At 32.2% G+C, this 20,093-nt stretch carries 15 protein-coding genes; all 15 read left to right on the top strand.

What is annotated here, in order from left to right; genetic code table 11:
- The first annotated feature begins 352 nt into the window (after nt 1-352).
- The 15 genes from RH99_RS12815 to RH99_RS12745 all read left to right on the top strand — a co-directional run bounded on the left by RH99_RS12815 (nt 353) and on the right by RH99_RS12745 (nt 20,010).
- The gene (locus RH99_RS12815) at nt 353-1,528 is read left to right on the top strand and encodes an iron-containing alcohol dehydrogenase (protein ID WP_010238820.1); all 1,176 of its coding nucleotides are present in this window, start codon (nt 353-355) and stop codon (nt 1,526-1,528) included.
- Between the two features lie 113 nt (nt 1,529-1,641).
- Nucleotides 1,642-2,352, top strand: coding sequence for an MIP/aquaporin family protein (locus RH99_RS12810; RefSeq protein ID WP_010238817.1), 711 nt, complete (start codon nt 1,642-1,644; stop codon nt 2,350-2,352).
- A gap of 349 nt (nt 2,353-2,701) precedes the next feature.
- Nucleotides 2,702-4,135 carry an aldehyde dehydrogenase family protein gene (locus tag RH99_RS12805; protein ID WP_010238815.1) on the top strand — a complete coding sequence of 478 codons (1,434 nt, stop codon included), beginning with the start codon at nt 2,702-2,704 and terminating at the stop codon, nt 4,133-4,135.
- A gap of 84 nt (nt 4,136-4,219) precedes the next feature.
- On the top strand, nt 4,220-5,389 hold the full coding sequence (locus RH99_RS12800; protein WP_010238814.1) for an MFS transporter: 1,170 nt from the start codon (nt 4,220-4,222) through the stop codon (nt 5,387-5,389).
- 14 nt (nt 5,390-5,403) lie between these two features.
- Nucleotides 5,404-7,767, top strand: a complete 2,364-nt coding sequence (locus tag RH99_RS12795) for a pyruvate formate lyase family protein (protein ID WP_010238812.1) — start codon at nt 5,404-5,406, stop codon at nt 7,765-7,767.
- Nucleotides 7,768-7,778: 11 nt separating this feature from the next.
- Nucleotides 7,779-8,702 carry a glycyl-radical enzyme activating protein gene (locus RH99_RS12790; RefSeq protein WP_010238810.1) on the top strand — a complete coding sequence of 308 codons (924 nt, stop codon included), beginning with the start codon at nt 7,779-7,781 and terminating at the stop codon, nt 8,700-8,702.
- Between the two features lie 52 nt (nt 8,703-8,754).
- Nucleotides 8,755-9,204, top strand: coding sequence for a ribose 5-phosphate isomerase B (gene rpiB / locus RH99_RS12785; protein WP_010238808.1), 450 nt, complete (start codon nt 8,755-8,757; stop codon nt 9,202-9,204).
- A 78-nt stretch (nt 9,205-9,282) separates the two neighbouring features.
- Complete coding sequence (gene pfkA / locus RH99_RS12780; RefSeq protein ID WP_010238806.1) at nt 9,283-10,233, top strand: 6-phosphofructokinase; 951 nt, start codon at nt 9,283-9,285, stop codon at nt 10,231-10,233.
- Nucleotides 10,234-10,588: 355 nt separating this feature from the next.
- Nucleotides 10,589-13,009, top strand: coding sequence for a glycyl radical protein (locus RH99_RS12775; RefSeq protein ID WP_010238804.1), 2,421 nt, complete (start codon nt 10,589-10,591; stop codon nt 13,007-13,009).
- A gap of 112 nt (nt 13,010-13,121) precedes the next feature.
- Complete coding sequence (locus RH99_RS12770; RefSeq protein WP_010238803.1) at nt 13,122-14,027, top strand: glycyl-radical enzyme activating protein; 906 nt, start codon at nt 13,122-13,124, stop codon at nt 14,025-14,027.
- A gap of 55 nt (nt 14,028-14,082) precedes the next feature.
- Nucleotides 14,083-15,297: an MFS transporter gene (locus RH99_RS12765; RefSeq protein WP_010238800.1), complete on the top strand. Its 1,215-nt coding sequence runs from the start codon at nt 14,083-14,085 to the stop codon at nt 15,295-15,297.
- A gap of 123 nt (nt 15,298-15,420) precedes the next feature.
- Nucleotides 15,421-16,542, top strand: a complete 1,122-nt coding sequence (locus tag RH99_RS12760) for a glycerol dehydrogenase (protein WP_010238797.1) — start codon at nt 15,421-15,423, stop codon at nt 16,540-16,542.
- Nucleotides 16,539-16,829 (top strand): putative quinol monooxygenase, encoded by a 291-nt coding sequence (locus tag RH99_RS12755; protein WP_010238795.1) that lies wholly within the window; start codon nt 16,539-16,541, stop codon nt 16,827-16,829. Before RH99_RS12760 ends, RH99_RS12755 begins: the two co-directional genes overlap by 4 nt.
- 185 nt (nt 16,830-17,014) lie before the next feature.
- A complete protein-coding gene (locus RH99_RS12750) occupies nt 17,015-18,472 on the top strand; it encodes a 4-hydroxyphenylacetate 3-hydroxylase family protein (protein WP_010238793.1) in 1,458 nt (485 codons plus the stop codon).
- A gap of 227 nt (nt 18,473-18,699) precedes the next feature.
- Nucleotides 18,700-20,010 (top strand): acetyl-CoA hydrolase/transferase family protein, encoded by a 1,311-nt coding sequence (locus RH99_RS12745; protein ID WP_373854719.1) that lies wholly within the window; start codon nt 18,700-18,702, stop codon nt 20,008-20,010.
- Nucleotides 20,011-20,093 lie beyond the last annotated feature (83 nt).

Below are 20,093 nucleotides of genomic sequence, written 5' to 3'. Positions count from 1 at the left end.
CCCACTTTAAGAAAGTAGAGAGCCCAAATTTTAATTTGGTGCGAATCACTTTCACAGAGTGCGTGGGAGACTTACACCAAGTTAGTCAGGTTAAATTATAAGATTTATCAAAATAACTGGTTTAAATGTTAATATTATTAAATATACGAATGCATAATAATAATTAAAAAAATTGTAAAATTGGTCATATAAAAATCTATTAAAAGGTCCTACAATAGTAATTATAGGGCTTAAGTACATATTCAAAAAATAAAAAGGTCTTAAGCAAATTAAAGATAAGATAGGTAGATGTTTAGGAACAAAAAATTTCAAGTATAGTACAGAAATTTAAATAATTAAGGGGGAGACAAGTATGAAAAATTTTGAATTTTCCAATAAAACTTCGATTATTTTTGGAAGGGGTGTTGAATCTACTGTAGGTAAGAGGATAAATGATATTAGTAAAAGTAAAAATGTTATTTTAATTCACTATGGAGATGGTCTAATTGAAAAGATAGGTCTTTATGACAGAGTTATAAAATCCTTAACAGAAGCTAATTTAAAGGTTATGGAACTTAAGGAAATTAAACCAAATCCAGATTTAAGTAAAATACATGAAGGTATTGAAATATGTAAAAAGAACAATGTAGATTTCATATTGGCAATAGGAGGCGGCAGTATAATTGATACAGCTAAAGGGATTGCAGCAGGTGTTTCTTATGATGGAGATGTATGGGACTATTTTACAGGCAAAGCGGGTATAATAGAAGAAGCTCTGCCTATCGGAGTTATTACTACGATGCCTGCATCTGGGAGTGAGACAAGTACAGGAGCAGTTATTAGTAAAAGTGATACAAAACAAAAATTATCTATTGACAGTTTGGAGTTAAGACCTTCATTTGCTATGTTAAATCCAGAATTAACAATAGGGATACCGCCATTTTTAACTGCTTGTGGTGTTGTAGATATAATGTCTCATACAATGGAAAAATATTTTTCACCAGGATGGAAAAACGATTTCACTGATAGGTTATGTGAAGCTTTGCTTAAATCAATGATATACAATGGCCGAATAGTTATGGAAAATCCTAAGGACATAGATGCCCGTTCCGAAATAATGCTTGCAGCTTCATTTTCTCATAATGGATACACAGATAGTGGAAGGACACCAGATTGGGCATCTCATTTTATTGAACATGAGGTAAGTGCTATATATGATGTTACACATGCAGCAGGATTAACGGCAATTATTCCTGCATGGATGAAATATGTTTATAAGGAAGATGTAAATAGATTTGTACAATATGCTGTAAGAGTATGGGATGTAGATCTTGAATATGGGTCTTTAGAAAAGATAGCTATGGAGGGAATTAACAGAACTAAAAATTTTTATAAAGAACTACATCTCCCAACATCATTAACAGAATTAAACATTGATGATAAACATTTTGAAGAAATGGCAGTAAAGGCTACTGAAAGAGGCCCTCTAGGATCATTTAAAAAGTTGTATAAAAAAGACATAGTAGAAATACTTAAAATAGCACTTTAATATTACGTTAAAGCATCTTAATATAGGATGCTTTATTTGAAATGGCATTGAATAAATAATATTGAAAACTGATATAGAATTTATACTTGATAAAAGTGAAGGGAGAAAATTTTATGTCTCACTATTTGGCTGAATTTACAGGAACAGCAATTCTTATATTTTTAGGCGATGGAGTTTGTGCTAATGTTACATTGAACAAAAGTAAAAATCAAAATGCCGGCTCACTTTTTTGTATAATTGGATGGAGTCTTGCAGTTGGAGTTCCTGCACTGATATTTGGAGGAATAAGTGGTGCACATTTCAATCCTGCAATTACAGTAGCATTTGCTATAATAGGTAAATTTCCATGGACAGAAGTACCAGGTTATGTAGGCAGCCAAATGCTTGGAGGATTTATAGGGGCAGTTCTCGTTTGGATTCAGTATCAGCCACATTGGTCGGCAAGTAAAGATATACCATCAGATAAAATACTTTCGATTTTCTGTACAACTCCAGCAATAAGAAATTATATTATGAATTTTATTTCAGAATTTATAGCTACATTTATGCTGATATTTACAATTTTAGGTGTGGGTGCTGCAAAGACTGCAGATGGAGTTGGAACAGTATTTGTAGCATTTATAATTTTAGTAATAGGTACAGGATTGGGGGGAACTACAGGATTTGCAACAAATCCTGCTAGAGATTTAGCTCCAAGAATTGTACATTTTCTCATTCCTATAGATGGGAAAAATGGTTCTGATTGGTCATATTCATGGATTCCAGTTATTGCTCCAATGTGTGGTGGTATAGCAGCTGCAGAAATCTTTGCAGTTATATTTTGAATATAGACACTAAAGGTCCTAAATAAACAATATAGATGAAAGAGGTAATTATACTTTCAAAATTGAAGCAAGTTCTTAATTCAGGTGAAATTTTCTCATCAATTGATTTATGTGTAATTATTCTAGAATCCATGACTAATAAAATATGACAACCTTGAACTGTACAAATGTATAATAATAATTGAAAAAAATTGTAAAATTGGTCATATAAAAATTTATTAAAAGGTCCTAAAATAGTAATTGTAGAATTTAATAGTATACTTTAAGGTTCTTTGAAAAGGTTTTAGTCAAGCTAAAGAAAAGGTGTTTAAAAGTTCAGAATAATTAAATAAAAATGGAGGTTTGTATTATGAAGATGATTATTAATGGGGAAAAGGTCAATTCAAGTGATGAAAAGGTAATACAGGTTTTAAATCCTGCCACACAAGAAGTTTTGGATACTGTACCAAGCGCCACACCGGAAGATATACAAAAAGCTATACAAGCTGCTCAAAATGGTAAGAAAGTTTGGGGGCAGACACCGTTATATGAACGCTCCACAATACTTAAAAAATATGTTAAATTGCTAGAAGAACACAAATCAGAACTATCAAAATTAGAATGTAGTGAAACTGGTAAAATAATAAAGGAATGTGAAGGAGAAGTAGGTACAGCCGCAAAAATATTCACAGGCTTTATTGAAAGAGCCAATCACCTATGTGGTGAAGTAATGCCTGATTGTCAATCAGAATGTGGTAAAGATTTAATATTTACAAAAAGAGAACCATTGGGAGTAATTGCCTGCATAGTACCATTTAACTATCCTGTGGAATTATTCTTTCATAAAGTAGCACCAGCTCTTGTAATGGGGAATGCAGTTATTATAAAGCCGGCTACGGATAATCCTTTGACAGCTATAAGGCTTGTGGAGCTTTTATTAGAGGCAGGAGTACCTAAAGGTGCAGTGCAAATAGTAACGGGAAGAGGTTCTGTAGTAGGAAATCATCTTATAGAGAGTCATGATATAAATGCTGTTAGCTTAACAGGAAGTACTGAGGTTGGTATTGAAGTAGCTGAAAAATCATCAAAATATCTCCATAATGTATTTTTAGAGCTGGGTGGAAACGATGCCATGATAGTATTGGAGGATGCAGACATAGATTTTGCAGTAGAAGAGACTATACTTGGAAGAATAACAAATACTGGACAGACTTGTTGTGCTACAAAGAGAGTAGTTATTAGTAATAAAGTTAAAGAAGAGTTTACGGAGAAACTTATAAAAAGACTTGAAAAAGTAAAAAGGGGAAATCCAGCTGATTATAGCACAGATATAGGATGTTTGATAAGTGAAAGAGCAGCCATAGATATTGAAAAACAAGTTAAACATACAATTGAGCAGGGTGCAAAATGTGTATATGGAGGAACTAGAAACAAAGCCTTTTTTGAACCTGCTGTATTGGTAGATGTAACACTAGATATGGATATAGCTAAAGATATGGAGATATTTGGACCAGCAATACCTATAATTGGTTTTGACACTGAAGAAGAGGCTATTGAAATAGCAAATGCACCTATATACGGTCTTCATTGTGGAATTGTAACTAAGAATACTAAAACAGCTATAAATATAGCATCAAAAATTGAAGTGGGAAATGTTGTGATAAACGGAACAGGAAACTATAGACATACAGATATGGCTTTTGGTGGAACTAAAATGACTGGTATAGGAAGAGAGGGAGTCCAATATACTCTAGAAGAAATGAGCAATGTAAAGAGTTATATATTAAAGAATATTTTTAGCTAATATAAATTTCAATATAATATAGAACTAATATACTTCAGCGGAAAAATTTTGGAGGAAATAAGTTATTAAATTAGGGGGTGAATTATGGAAGTAAAACAGCAAAAAGTCAAAAATTGGCCCATAGTTTTACTGCTGGTGCTTATGTATATAGTAGTTGCAATGAGTGACAACTTTAAAGGAATTTTTGTGCCCTTTTTTAAAGGTGAATTTAAAGTAAGCAATACGGAAATTGGATATGTATTAACTGCGAGTTTGTTTGCATATGCAGTATTTCAATATATAGGAGGCATCCTTATTGAAAAATATGGTTATAAGAAGATAATTGCATCTGGTTTTATTGCAGGAATAGTAGCATTACTAATTTTGATTAATTGTCCAAATTTTGCCGTATTGATTGTAGGAATGTTTGTATTAAATGCAGGTATGGCAATGTTTAATATTGGTGTGAATACATTGGGACCGGTTCTTACTGTTGCATCTACTGCAGTATTGATGAATTTTATTAATTTTTCATATGGTGCAGGTAATACGGCGATTCAAAAAATATCAGGAAATCTTTTAGCAGGGGGTATACCATGGAGAAGTTTCTATATTTTCATGTTAGCTGCTATAAGTGTGCTATTTATATATCTATTGGCTATTAAAATACCATATAAGCCAAAAGTAGAAACAATACATTGGAATAAAAAGGACTTATTTTCCAATAAGATGCTTTATCTTTACATCGGAATATGTGGTCTTTATCTTGCTGCAGAATTTGGTATTGGAAACTGGTTTGTAAATTACATGAATGAATCTTTTAAGTTTACTGCAGATAAAAGTGCCTTCTATGTGGCTTTGTTCTTTGGATGTGAGACTATCGGACGTTTATTTGGCGGCTTTATTGTAGATAAAATAGGGCATTTTAAAAGTATACTTATTTATGGAGTGATTGCAACTTTAATGTCATTTCTAGGCATTATAATGGGTGAACAAGGATTATTGATTTTTGGTTTAGCAGGTTTTGCTTATTCTATTATTTTTCCAACAATTATTACAACAATCGGTAGAGTATTTAAGGAAGCTACATCTTATGCAACTGGTTTAATACTGATGTGTGGAACTTTGATTGCCATGTTAGGCAGTATGGGTATTGGATTGCTTAACGATATAGTTGGTGTTCAGAAAGCATTTTATGTTATTGCTGCAGCTATTGCATTAACAACAATATGTGCTCAAATAATTAATAAAAATATTTTAAAAGAAAACGATTAGAGGAGGAATATATTATGCTTACAAAAAGACTTGAAAAAATAAAAGAAAGAATTTTCACAAAAGAATTCAGAGATCCTGGAATATGGTATTTTAATGATGTAAACGTTTTAACAGATAATAATATTAATGAACCAATCGTTGTACGTAAAGGTATTGCAACACGATATATGGGTCAAAACTTGCCAGCCTATATAAAGCATGATGAATTAATTGTTGGTAATCCGAATATGAACAGTGTAGGGTTTGGTACAGTACTTCCTATTTATGCAACAGAGGATGAACTGAGAAAAGCTAAGGAATACAAGATGAATGAAAATTCTGTATGGGGTCATCATCCACCACACTGGGAGAAGGTTCTTAAGATTGGATTTGTGGGGATTATAGATGAAATAAAGTCAGCTATGGACAGAATTTATGAAAGTGATATTCCAGACCAGTTAGCTATTGATGAATATAGAGCAATGCTAATTGCTATAGAAGGTGCTATAAGTTTTGCAAATCGTCATGCAGAGGAAGCACTAAAAGCAAGTTCATTGGAAACAAATCCAATTCGTAAGAAAGAGTTATTTGAAATATACAAGGTATGTAGTCGTGTTCCATACCACCCATCAGAAACACTACATGAAGCAACTCAAGCCTATTGGTTCGCATATTGTATGGTAAATAGCGGCGGCGAATATGTTCCTCTTGGACGTGTTGATCAACATCTATATCCATATTATAAAAGCGATATAGAAAAAGGTATTATTACAGATGAATTTGCAACTGATATTATAGGATCATTTCTTGCCAAATGTAATGAGAGGATTTGTACGGATATAAAGAAGTGGGAAAATCATTATGATTTTGGTTTATTCTCTCAGGGAATGAAACCAGAATATACAACAGGTATGGAGGAAACAGGAGGACATGAATCTGGCGGTTATGACATCAGAGCACTGAGCTGGCAGGAAGATGAGGATGATAATAGTGAAGCAAACTTTAATTTTGGTCAATCTGGAAATGATTGGCTAATGAATATGATTATTGCTGGACTACGTCCAGATGGTGAAGATGGAACAAATGAAATTAGTTATAAGCTATTAAAGCTGCGTTTTGAAATGGGTCTTCTAATGCCAACGCTTTCGGCACGTGTATCCAGTAAAACACCAGATAAATTCTGGAGAGAGCTTACAGTGTGTTTAAGAAACAGCGAAGGTGAGCCTGCAATTTATAATGATGATGCAATTATACCTGGTTTTGAAGAAATTGGCATTCCTACAGAAGAGGCAAGAGATTATTCAAATGACGGATGCTGGGAATGTTTGATACCTGGTAAAAGCCATTTCAGCTATGCACACATTATGAATCTAAGATGCCTTGAATGGGTATTTACAAGGGGAATCACGTTGCAGTCTGGTGATATGGAAGGTATAGATACAGGTGACATATCTTCATATACTGATTTTGATAGTTTTTATGCAGCATATTGTAAACAGATTGATTCTCAGATTGATTTCCAAATTCAGCGTCGTTTAGATAATTTAGGACTATCTAAAATGATTGCTCCAGATCCATTAATATCTTCTATAATGGATGGATGTATAGAAAAGGGACGTGATATTACAGACGCCAACGCTGTAAAGTATACATTCCATTTGTTACTTATTACAGGACTTTCAAATGTAGTTGATTCACTGTCTGCAATAAAAAAGCTTGTATTTGAAGACAAGGTAGCAACACTTGAAGATTTCAAAAATGCTATTACAAATAACTGGAAGGGATATGAAAAACTTCGTTTAATGGCATTAAATAAAGCACCTAAATATGGAAATGATGATGATTATGCAGATGAAATTTTATCAAAGGTTATGAAAGATTTTGAATCTAAAATTGAAATATGGAGAATTAAACAGGATAAACTATTAATTCCATGTGGTATAGGTACATTTGAAAATTATGCAGCACTTGGCAGAACTTTAAATGCAAGTCCAGATGGAAGATTAAATAGAGAATCACTAGCTCCAAACTATGCACCAACTCCAGGTTTTGATATAAAGGGACCTACGGCAGTTATAAAAAGTGCAACAAAGCCAGATTTATTAAGATACTATTGTGGATGTCCTTTAGACATATCTCTTAATAAAAATGAATTTTTAGGTGATGTTGGTATGAAGAGAATGGAAAGTGTTATTAAGACTTTTTGTAATCTTGGAGGTCAGATAGCTACTTTTACAACCTGCAGTGTAGAAGAGATGAAAGAAGCAAAAATCAATCCTGAAAAACATAAGAATTTAAAAATAAGAATGGGCGGATTATCGGCATACTTCATAGCGTTATCTCCAGTTCAGCAGGATAATATAATCCAAAGATTTTCCAAAGGAGCACTTGTAAAATAGGGAGTGATAGCATGTCACAAGCGGCTTATATATCAAATATACAGAAATTTTGTGTTCATGATGGACCAGGCATTAGAACCGTGGTATTTTTTATGGGATGTCCTCTTAGGTGCAAATGGTGTCAAAATCCTGAAAATCTTACTGCAAAGCAAGTTTTAATGATAGATGCAAGTAAATGTGTTAACTGCAAAGCTTGTTATAAAATATGTGAAAATACGTCTAATGAATTGGATTCAAATGGAAATATTATTATAAATATAGATAGAGAAAAATGTAACGGCTGTGGTAAGTGCGCTGAGGTATGTTTAGCTGGTGCAAGAACTCTATGTGGTAGCAAGATGACCGTAGATGAAATTTATTCAGAGGTAATAAAAGATGAGTTTTTTTTCAAGGAAAGTGGAGGCGGAATTACTTTGAGTGGAGGGGAAGTAACCCTCTACCATAGTTTTGCCAAAGAATTTCTTCAAAAAATCAAAGAAAAAGGCATAAGTACAGCAGTTGAAACCTGTGGATATTGCAGCAGAGAGGCTATAGAAGAAATTGCATTAAATACAGATGTATTTTTATATGATATCAAACTTATAAGCAGTGATAAGCATAAATTTTGGACCGGAGTAGATAATGAAAAAATACTTGAAAATTTTGAATATCTTTTAAGTATAAACAAAAATATTATAGTACGTATTCCGTTGATACCAAACGTAAATGATGGTAATGAATTTATAAAAATAATAAAATATTTAAAAGAACATGATAAAATCAATAAGGTTCATGTATTGCCATTTCATCAAATAGGTTCAAGTAAATACAAATTAATTGAAAAGTATTATGATATGGAAGATTTAGAGGAATGCCCCTTGGAAACAGCAGAATTATGTAAAAAATTAATGGAAGAAGAAGGAATTAAAGTAAATATAGGTGGATGGGATTGTTAAGTAATTTCATAATCAAGAAATATGACTAAATTTTTATATGGGGGAGTTTAAAATGAAAATATCTATAGGCAGTGATCATGCTGGATTACCATTAAAGCAAGAAATAGTAAAACATTTAAAGGATGAAGATTATGAAATAAATGATTTTGGAACTTTTACAGAAAAATCCTGTGATTATCCTGATTATGCACTGAAAGTTGCAGAAGATATAAAAAATGGGAATTCTGATTTGGGAATTCTTGTTTGTGGTACTGGTATAGGAATTTCTATAGCTGCAAATAAAGTTCCTGGAATACGAGCAGCACTTTGCAGTGATACTTTTAGTGCTCATGCTTGCAGAGAACACAATAATGCTAATATATTAGCTTTAGGACAAAGGGTAGTTGGTGTAGGTGTTGCCTTGGACATTGTAGACATTTTTTTAAAGACTAAATTTCAAGGTGGAAGACATGAAAAAAGGTTGAATAAAGTTGCTGAAATAGAAGCTAAATATTCTAAATAAAACTAAAAGAAATGGAGTACCTATTGGCAGTTCATTTCTCTTCTACATGCCAAAGTTTATATAAAGTAGGTGAAATAAATGAAAATAGGAATTTTAACCAGTGGGGGAGATGCACCTGGAATGAATTCTGCCATAAGAGCAGTAGTGAAATCGGCAAATTATAATAATGTTGAAGTTTGGGGTATAAAATATGGTTATAAAGGATTAATAGATGAGAAATTAATAAAACTAGAGGATTCAATTGTAGATAATATTTCAGAAAAAGGAGGAACTATACTTAAAACTGCAAGGTGTACAGAATTTATAAAAGAAGATGTAAGAAAAAAGGGATTGGAGACACTGAATAAATTTGGCATAGATAGTGTAGTTGTAATTGGAGGAGATGGTTCCTTTAAAGGAGCAGAGAAACTTAGTAAATTAGGAGTAAAAGTTGTAGGTTTACCAGGAACTATAGACAATGATTTAGGTTACACAGATTATTGTATAGGTTTTGATACAACATTAAATACGGTATTAGAATGTATAGGTAAGATAAAAGATACGGATGCTTCTCATGAAAAGACTACTATTGTAGAAGTGATGGGAAGGTATTGTGGGGATTTAGCTTTGTATTCTGCTTTAGCAGGAGGGGGAGACATAATATCTACTTCTGAGAGAAAGTTGGACTTTGATACTATATGTGATAAACTAAGTAAAAATATAAATAAAGGGAAAAGTGATAATCTAATAATAATAACTGAAAGAATATATGATATACAAGAACTGCAAAAATATATTGAAAAAAAGCTAAATATTAGTATAAGAAATACAGTTTTGGGATTTATACAAAGAGGAGGCAACCCATCTGGTTTTGATAGAATATTGGCAAGTAAAATGGGTGCTAAAGCTGTGGAATTGCTAATAGCAGGGTGTACAGGAAGAGTAGTTGGAATTAGAAATAATGAAATAATCGATGTAAGCTTTAATGATGTAAATATTGCAAATACTAATAAAGACAGAGAATATGATTTGCTTAATATGCTTTTATGAGATTCTATAAATATATACGAAGATACAATAAAAAATTATGGACTTTATATGATTGGTCATATAAAAAGGCTTAATATAGATATATAATGAAAATACAGAAGATTGTAACGTGGAATTAAACTTAGGTATGTAATCGTAAACATAAGAATTTGAAATGTTGAAAACTAGATATTCAAACACTTAAATGAATTTTCACCTGACTAACTTGGCGTAAGTCTCCCGCGCACTCTGTGAAAGTGGGAGTTCAACGCCAAGTAAGCCATGCATTTGCAGTTCTAAAATTCAGACGGGGTAAAAGAATCCCCACCTGAATTAAGAACTTGCTTCAAATTATAATTTATGGAGGGAATAATTTATGGAAAATTTAGTTGTTTGTGAACCTGTAGAAAATCCTTATGGAATAGTTTCCGATTTTTGGAGAACTGTTAAACTTAACAACGAATTATTGCTAGTCAAACCTGAAATGTGTATTGAAAGAGCTAGAATAGTAACAGAATCTTACAAGCAAAGCGAAGGCGAACCTATGGTAATAAGGCGTGCTAAATCTATCGCAGATGTACTTACAAAAATGACTATATTTATTCAAAAGGATCAGCCAATAGTAGGTAACCAAGCCAGTAAATTAAGATCAGCACCTCTTTTCCCAGAAACAGAGGCAGGTTATTTAGAAAAAGAAATCGATTTATTTGAAAAGAGAGAGCAGGATAGGTTGGTTCTTCCACAAGCTGTAAGGAAAGAATTACTAGAAGAAGTAATACCTTATTGGAAGGGAAAAACAATACAAGAAATAGCTCTAAAAGCTATGCCGGAGAGAACAAGGAAACTTGTTACTTTAGAGAATCAAATTTTTTCTGTAGGTATTCATTTAGCTGGAAGTATAGGTCATATTATAGCCGATTATGAAAAGGTTTTAAATAAGGGTTTTAAAGGATTAAAGCAGGAAGTTATAGAAAAATTAGAAACGTTGGATATTACAGAACCAGATTATGGGGAAAAGTATGATTTCTATCAGTCAGAATTGATTTTATGTGATGCTATGGTTGATTGGGCTCATAGGTATGCAGAAGAAGCTAGGAAATTAGCAAAAAATGAGACTGATGAAAACTGGAAAAAAGAATTAGAAAATATAGCAGATATTTGTAGTAGAGTTCCAGAAAATCCTCCAACTAACTTTAGAGAAGCAATCCAATCTTTTTGGTTAACACATTTAGTTTTATATATAGAGCAAAATGGGCTTGCTGTTTCCGTTGGAAGATTTGATCAGTATATGTATCCTTTCTATAAGAGTAGTATAGAAAAGGGTGAAATTACTAAACATGAGGCTCAGGAATTAATAGAGTGTTTATGGATTAAATTTACAGAGGTTATGAGAGCTTATGATTATGAAGGTGCTAAATATTATGCGGGATTTTCTATATCTGAGAACATGGTAATAGGCGGGGTGGATTCACATGGTAATGATGTTACTAATGAATTATCCTATATGTGTTTAAAAGCAGAGGCTGATACTAAGTTGTCTCAACCAAATTTATCTGTAAGAATACATGAAAATACTCCAGAAGAATTCTTTATGGCAGCTGTACGAGTTTCAAGTACTGGAAGAAGTAAACCACAATTCTTTAATGACAGGATAGCCGTACCAATGTTGGTTTCTTTAGGAGTGCCTTTAGAAGAAGCTAGAGATTATAGTATATCTGGCTGCGTTGAAGCAGTACCACCTCACTGTAATGGTATGACTAATGCTGCTATGAGTAATATAGCAAAGGCATTAGAACTTGCTTTAAATGATGGTGTTTGCAGGCTAAGTGGAAAACAAATCGGACCAAAAACTGGAGACCCAAGAAAATTTAATAGTATAGAAGATGTATTTAAAGCATTTAGAGAGCAAGTGTCTGCTTACGTAAATGAAATGGTTTCAGCTTTAAACATAATAGAAAAAACTCATGATAAATATCATCCATTGCCATATTTTTCATTATTAATGGATGATTGTGTAGAAAAAGCTTTAGATATTACAGCTGGTGGAGCAAGATACAATTATACAGGACCTCAAGGTGTTGGTCTGGGAAATGTAGCTAATTCTATGGCTGCAATTAAAAAATTAGTATTTGAAGATAAAAAGATCTCTATGAAAGAGTTAATTGATGCATTAGATAAGAATTTTGAAGGACAAGAATATTTAAGGCAAATGCTTATAAATAAAGCTCCTAAATGGGGAAATGATGAGGACTATGTTGATAATTTGGGAAAAGAAGTGGCAAATATATACTGTGAAGAAGTTTCAAAACACAAAAATACAAGAGGCGGGGTATATAGACCAGGTATATACTCAGTATCAGCTAATGTACCGCTAGGTTTACATGTAGGAGCATTACCAGATGGAAGATTGGGCAAGGAAACTTTGTCTGATGGCATTGCACCACAACATGGTACCGATTTAAAGGGACCTACAGCTGTTACAAAATCTGCATCTAAATTAGATCATTTAAAAGTATATAATGGAACTATTCTTAATCAAAAATTTACTCCAAAGTTACTGGAAACGGAGTCTGGTAAAGCTGCTCTTAAAAATTTAATAAAATCTTATTTTGATATAGGTGGATGGCATATTCAATTTAATGTGGTGGATGCAGCAACTTTAAAAAAAGCTCAGGGAGATCCAGAAAAATATAAAGGAATAATAGTAAGAGTAGCAGGTTATAGCGCTTTCTTTGTAGAATTAGATAAGGCCGTTCAAGATGACATTATAGACAGAGCTGAGTATGCAAATTTTTAAATTTATCCAATATATTTAGTTGAAGCATAAACTGCAACTAAGAAAGAACAATTGATGTTAGAGCTGCAGCCTCTAAGGCTGTAGCTCTATTTATAGAATGGGAGATGAGGTTTTGGAGAACACAGCACTTATATTTAACATACAGAGATATTCTATTCATGATGGACCTGGCATAAGGACAATAATATTTTTTAAAGGATGTCCTCTGAGCTGCTTATGGTGTTCCAATCCAGAGTCCCAAAGTATCAAGCAACAGGTAGTAACTACACTCAATAAATGTATAAATTGTGGGGCTTGTGTTCAGAAGTGCAAATTTGGTGCTTCTATAGTAAAGGATGGGAAAGTACAATTTCACATGGAAAAATGTACTGATTGTGGGGAATGCTTAGAAGTATGTCCTACAAACGCTAAAGAAATTATAGGCAAAATCATGACTGTAGATGAAGTAATCAGCGAAATAGAGAAAGATAGTCTATTCTATAAAAACTCCGGTGGAGGAGTTACCTTTTCGGGGGGAGAAGCAACTCTATATTATAAATTTTTACAAGAAATTGTTCCTAAACTTAAGGAAAAAGGTATACATGTAGCTATAGAAACTACTGGATATTGTGAATGGAAAAAATTTTGGGCATCAGTTAGGGATATGGATTTAGTATTGTTTGATTTAAAACAAATGGATAATAAAAAACATAAAAAATATACTGGGGTTAGAAATGATATTATACTTGAAAATGCAGAAAAAATATCAAAACTAAAAGAAACTATATTCAGGATACCTGTCATTCCATCATATAATGACCAAAAAGAAAACTTTATAGAGATAGCAAATATACTTAAAAGGATACAATTCAAGGGAAAAGTTAATTTATTACCATACCATTCTTATGGAAAAGCTAAATATGAAAAAGTAGGGAAAAAATATATTTTATCTGAAGTACAAACTCCATCAAAAGAAAAGATGGACTCCATATTAGATATCTTAAAAGGAAATGGAATAAATGACATCGTTATTCAATAAAAAATAGGTTCTATCATAATTAAATAGGAACAATTATTTGGAAGAGGTGGAAATTATGCAAAATTCAGACCTAAATTCTAAGAAGAAAGTAAATCATACTAATGTTTCTATTATAGTACTATTGGTAATGATGTACCTTATAGTGTCTATGAGTGATAATTTTAAAGGTATATTTATACCGATCTTTAAACAGCAATTTGGGGTAGATAACACACAAATAGGATACGTACTTATGGCCAGTTTGTTTGCATATGCTGTTTTTCAATATTTGGGCGGAATTCTTATTGAAAAAATAGGATCTTACAAAAAAATTATAGCTTTAGGATTTGTAATTGAAATTATAGCATTATTAGCACTAATATTTTGTAAGAATTATGCACTTTTAATAATTGGTTTATTTGGAGTAAATGCTGGTATGGCTATGTTTAACGTTAGTATTAATACTTTGGGGCCAACCTTACCAGTAGCATCTACAGCTGTATTGATGAACTTCTTAGTTTTTGCTTATGGAGTTGGTACAACTACAGTGCAAAAAGTTACTGGCAACCTGCTATTTAAAGGAGTACCCTGGAGCAATTTTTATTTGTTCATGTTTATAGTTAGTATAGCTTTGTTTGTGTATTTATTAATAATAAAAATACCTGAAAAAAAGATAGAAGAAAATATAAAAGAAGACATAGAAGAAGGTAGCAAAGAGAAGGTAAATATATCCGATGTGATTGGAAACAAAGTTTTAATATTATATATACTAGCAGCAGGATTTTACCTATCCTGTGAATATGGTACTGGTAATTGGTTTGTAAATTATATGAATGAAGCATATTCCTTAAATGCAGACAAAAGATCTTTATATGTAGCTTTATTCTTTGGAATTATGACAGTAGGAAGGATATTTGGAGGATTTGTAGCAGATAAATTTGGATATTTTAGAAGTATTATATCTTACGGTGTATTAGCTGCTGCTGTTACTATACTGGGTATGCTGTTAAAAGAAAATGGACTTATCTTGATAGCCATATCAGGTTTATTCTATTCTTTGATATTCCCGGTTACAATTACAACTATAAGTAAAGTATTTAAAAAGAAGGCATCATATATTACTGGATTGATATTGATGTGTGGTACTTTGATAGCTATGGGAATTAGCATGCTGATAGGTGTTTTAAATGATTTTATAGGGGTATATTATTCATATTATACAATTGGTATATGTTTAACATTATGTACTATATTTATGTGTCTAATAAGAAAAAACGTTGAAATAAATTAGATTGATTCTAAGTGAGTAAAGCGTACGGTTATTGACGAATTAATTTTAATTATAACGAATAAAATGAAAACGTTTTGAAGTATCTTTAAATTATTTACAATGTGTAAGAGGAGTGAATTTACTATGGGACAGGTTAAAAAAAGTACAAGAGCATTTTTATCCCCGGCAAAATATATTCAAGGATACGGTGAACTTAGTAACTTAGAAAGCTATACTGATATTTTTGGAAAAAATATTTTGGCAGTTATAGATGGATTTTTATATAATTCTATATCAGATAAGTTAAGAAATATATATAAGAATTCAAAAATATCATCAGAAAAATTTGAAGGACAGGTATCAATTGAAAATACAAATAAATATACGAAAATTGCAAAGAAAGGTGGATATGATGTAATTATTGGCATTGGTGGAGGACGAACACTTGATACAGCCAAACTAGTAGCTAACACACTGCAATTGCCATTAATAATAGTACCTACATCAGCATCTACAGATGCTCCTACCAGTGCATTATCAGTGATTTATTCAGAAACAGGTGAGCATATTAAAGAAATATTCTATGATAAAGGCCCAGATGTAGTTCTTTTAGATACAGAAATCATTTCTAAGGCTCCAGTAAGATTATTGCTAGCAGGAATGGGAGACGCTCTTGCCACATATTTTGAAGCTAGAGCGTGCAAAGAATCTGATTCCTTTAATAATATAAAAGGAGAATTTAAAAGGACTATTGCTTCCTATGCCATAGCAAAAGAATGTTATAAAGTTCTTATTAATGAAGGATTAAAAGCAAAATTAGATGCTGAGGCTGGAGCTTGCAGCGTGGCTTTAGAAAACATTATAGAGGTTAATTCTCTTTTAAGTGGAATAGGAGCGGAAAGTAATGGGGCATCAGGAGCTCATGCTTTTCATGACGGGCTTACAGCTCTGGAAGAATGTCATAGTTATCTTCACGGAGAAAAGGTTGGTTTTGGGGTTTTATGTCAACTAGTGCTGGAAAATAGAGATAAGAGTGAAATAGAAGAAGTGGCTAATTTTAGCTTGGATGTTGGGTTACCTGTAACTTTAGAAGAAATTGGGGTGAAGGAAATAACAGAAGAAAAAATAAGAGTGGCAGCTAAAGCTGTAATGAAATCACCTTTAATACTAAGAGAGCCCATTGATGTTACTGAGGAAATGATATATAGTGCAATATTATCAGCAGATGCTTTAGGAAGATACTATAAAAATAAGGTGAAAAAATGATTACTATTACTGCTAAGTCTATTGTTAAACAAGACAAGATAGATGAATTTATAAATCTTGCAAAAGAACTAGTTAAAAAAAGTGTAAAGGAATCAGGTTGCATATCTTACAATTTATACCAGAACATAAATTATGAAAATATGTTTACAGTTATAGAAGAGTGGGAAAGTAAGAAAGCTATTAAAAGTCATAATGATTCTGACCATTTTAAAAGTATAGTTCCCGAATTAGAAAAACTGCGGGAAAAGAATGCAGATGTTAACTTATATAAAAAAGTACAATTATGAGCTTAGGGGAAAATTTAATATGATGTTTAGTGAATTTGCAAGAGAAAATCAAGTCTAAAACTATCTGAAACAGAATCTTTAAATATATCAGATATATATAATTTTATCACTTATATTTCAATTAAAATAATAAAAATTGCTTTATAGGTATAAATAATAAAAATGTTTTGAAAGGAATGATTATAATGGCTTTAATGACAGGAGAGCAATATGAGGAAAGTATACGTAAATTAAAATTAAATATTTATATGTTGGGAGAAAAAATAGATAACCCTGTGGATGATCCTATACTTCGTCCATCATTAAATTCTGTAAAGATGACTTATGATTTAGCTCAGCAGGCAGAATATGAAGATTTAATGACAACTACCTCAAATTTAACAGGCGAAAAGATAAATAGATTTACAAATTTACATCAAAGTTCAGAGGATTTAGTGAAAAAAGTAAAAATGCAAAGATTATTAGGTCAAAAAACAGCTGCCTGCTTCCAGAGATGTGTTGGAATGGATGCATTTAATTCAGTATATAGTACTACTTATGAAGTAGACAAACAGTATAAAACCAATTATTTTAAAAACTTTAAGAAGTTTTTAACCTATGTACAAGATAATGATTTGACTGTAGATGGAGCTATGACGGATCCTAAAGGAGATAGAGGACTTTCACCAAGCAAACAAGCTGATCCAGATTTATATTTAAGAGTAGTTGAGATAAGACCAGATGGAATTATAGTAAGAGGTGCAAAAGCTCATCAAACAGGTATGTGTAATTCTCATGAAGTTCTTGTATTACCTACAATTGCTATGAGACCAGAAGATAAGGAATATGCTGTGGCATTTTCAGTACCAACGGATACAGAAGGAATAACTATGATAATTGGTAGACAATCCTGCGATACTAGAAAATCTGAAAAAGATGCGGATATAGATGTTGGGAATAAGGTATTTGGTGGAGTAGAAGCGCTGGTTGTATTTGATGACGTATTTGTACCAAATGAAAGGATATTCTTAAATGGTGAAACCGAATATGCAGGTATGCTGGTAGAAAGATTTGCGGGATATCATAGACAGAGTTATGGTGGATGTAAAGTAGGAGTAGGTGATGTATTAATAGGAGCTGCTGCATTGGCTGCCGATTATAATGGAGCTGCAAGAGCATCTCATATAAAGGATAAATTAATAGAGATGACACATTTAAATGAAACTTTATATGCTTGTGGAATAGCCTGTTCTGCTGAAGGGCATCAAACGAAAGCAGGAAATTATGAAATAAATTTATTATTAGCTAATGTATGTAAACAAAATATTACAAGATTTCCATATGAGATAGTAAGATTAGCAGAGGATATAGCAGGTGGAGTAATGGTTACTTTACCATCTGAAAAAGACTATAATAATCCTGCAACTAGAGAATATGTAGATAAATATTTAGTAGGAGTTGCTTCTGTGTCTACAGAAAATAGGATGAGAATACTTAGATTAATAGAAAATTTAAGTCTTGGAACGGCTGCAGTAGGTTATAGAACTGAGTCAATGCACGGGGCAGGTTCACCACAGGCTCAAAGAATAATGATAGCAAGACAAGGAAATATACCTGCTAAGAAGAAGCTGGCAAAAGCTATAGCTAGAATAAAAGAAGAATAGAGGAGAATTATGATAGAAAAAATTTTTTAGAGTAAATAAAATAAATTTTTAATGTAGATTTTGAAGCCGCATAAGTTGATAAAATTTATGACATAGTTATAGTTTTATGCGGCTGCAATATCTTATGTGTAGATCATAATAATATTAAATATAGATTTAAAAAATATTAATTACATGTGCAGAAGATTGTTATGACATAAAAAAATATTCTAAACTATATAGAAAGGATGGTATTTGTGAACTGGAAAGATGTATATAAAAATAGATTAGCTAGTGCAAAAAAAGCAGTTTCCAAAATAGAATCCAATAGTAGAATAGTTGTTTCACATGCAGTTGGAGAGCCTTTAGATCTTATGAATGCACTGGTTGAAAATAGAAATGAATATAAGAATTTAGAAATAGTTCATATGTTAGCTATGGGAAAAGGTGAATATGTTAAACCAGAAATGAAAAAATTTTTTCACCATAATGCCTTGTTTGTAGGTACCAGTACAATGGAGGCTGTGAAGTCTGGCAGAGCAGAGTATACACCGTGTTTTTTTTATGAAGTACCTAGATTATTTAAAGAGGGATATTTATCGGTAGATGTAGCACTAATTCAGGTAAGTGAACCAGATCAATACGGATATTGTAGTTTTGGCGTATCCAATGATTATAGCAAGCCGGCAGCAGAAAGTGCTAAACTTGTTATTGCTGAAGTAAATAAGAATATGCCTAGGATTTTAGGAGATTCATTTATACATGTTTCAGATATTGATTATATTGTAGAATCTTCACATCCATTAATAGAGTTAAAACCTCCTAAAATAGGTGATGTAGAAAAAGCTATAGGAAAGTATTGTGCTTCACTAATTGAAGATGGTTCAACACTCCAACTTGGAATTGGTGCTATTCCAGATGCAGTACTACTGTTTTTAAAAGATAAAAAGGATCTTGGAATACACTCTGAGATGATATCTGATGGTGTTGTTGAACTAGTAGAAGCTGGAGTTATTAATAATAAGAAAAAGACTCTTCATAAAGGAAAAATAGTTGTAACTTTTTTAATGGGTACAAAAAAATTATATGATTTTGTGGATAACAATCCTATGGTTGAATCATATTCAGTAGATTATGTAAATAACCCAATGGTAATTATGAAAAATTATAAGATGGTTTCCATAAATTCCTGTATTCAGGTAGATTTAATGGGGCAGGTATGTTCTGAAAGTATTGGATTAAACCAAATAAGCGGAGTTGGAGGACAAGTTGATTTTATAAGAGGAGCTAGTATGGCTGAATATGGAAAGGCTATTATTGCAATACCTTCAACGGCTGCCCATGGTAAAGTCTCAAGAATAGTTCCATTTTTAAATGAAGGGGCAGCAATTACAACTTCAAGAAATGAAGTGGATTATATAATTACAGAGTATGGTATAGCCCACCTTAAGGGCAAAACTTTGAGTGATAGAGCCCAAAATTTAATAAATATTGCCCATCCTGATTTTAGAGAATCATTGATAACAGAATTTGAAAAAAGATTCAATTGTAAATTTTAACCTGACTAACTTGGCGTAAGTCTCCCATGCACTCTGTGAAAGCGATTCGAGTGGGAGTTCAACGCCAAGTAAGCCATGCATTT

The sequence above is a fragment of the Clostridium arbusti SL206 genome (genome assembly GCF_000246895.1).
GTDB classification, from domain to species: Bacteria; Bacillota; Clostridia; order Clostridiales; family Clostridiaceae; genus Clostridium_I; species Clostridium_I arbusti.
This window is presented reverse-complemented; position numbering and strand designations above follow the sequence as displayed.